The 1,017-nt window shown below is 66.8% G+C and carries 1 pseudogene; it reads right to left on the bottom strand.

What is annotated here, in order from left to right:
• Positions 1-277: 277 nt before the first annotated feature.
• Positions 278-928: pseudogene (locus tag ACIBJF_RS53580) on the bottom strand (transposase); the annotation flags it as partial.
• Between the last annotated feature and the right edge of the window lie 89 nt (positions 929-1,017).

Raw genomic sequence — 1,017 nt, forward strand, 5'->3', positions numbered from 1 at the left:
ACACCGGCCTACTCGATGACCATCAATCGATCACTCGGGAAGGTACGCCCTTCGCATGCTCCCCGAGCTCGATCCACAGGTCTTGAGCATTGCTCCGTCACGTGCGGCGGCTCACTGTAGCTGAGCCTGTGAGCTGCGTGTGCCAGGACCAGTTGTCATCGTCTGTCAACGCTGGTTCGCCTCGCACGGCCCAGAGGCGGCCCAGCCATAGCAGCCTATGCACCCCGGAGGCCGAGGTTGGCGCCGCCGCGGAGGTCTGGGAATCCCTGAGCGATGAGAGCCGCGGGCTCGAGGCAGGCATGACCAGCACGACCGGCAGGTCCGCCAGGACGTGGGAGAGGTAGGCGACGTCGTATCCGCTGTCCATGACAATCAGGATCTCGGGATCGCCCGGCCGTCAATGCCCCGCCATAATTAACCGGCCGACAACTTCGCGGAGTTGGCGGGCGGTGACCTGAGTGGCATCGTCCGCCCGGCCCAGGCGGACCGCGTCCAGGAGAGCGACCCAGGAGGTCCGGCCGGACTCCAGGGCGGCGACGAAGGAATACGGCCAGCCGGGCACCAACTGGTCCGAGCTGCGGTCACCACGTCCGTAGACATGGCAGAACAACCGCTCGTCGCTGGTCGGCGCATCCGGCCGCAGCCAGTGCGACACATCCACAGCGAGCACGATCCGCCCGTCGGCCGCCCTCGGCAGCGGCACGCCGGCCAGAGCGCGGCGCAACCGCGTCGGCTCCAGCCAGCCCCGGTCCAAGGCCGCATACAGCGCTCCGTGCCCCCGCCGGTGCTCGGCCGCCAGCGACAACTCGACCAACGTCCTCACCGGCCCGTCCGCACACAACACCGCATCGGTGAGCTCGAAGAGCGCATCTGCCCGCTTGTAGAGACACTCGTAGAACTCGACCCGAAAGCGGGACAACAGGGTCATGTCCCCTGTGGTGGTGTAGCGAGGTCGATCTGATCTTTGGTTTGGGGGTAGATCGTGTCCATGCTTCCCTCGGGGAGATAGCGGCGAGG

The organism is Streptomyces sp. NPDC050743 (assembly GCF_044456925.1).
Taxonomy (GTDB): Bacteria; Actinomycetota; Actinomycetes; order Streptomycetales; family Streptomycetaceae; genus Streptomyces.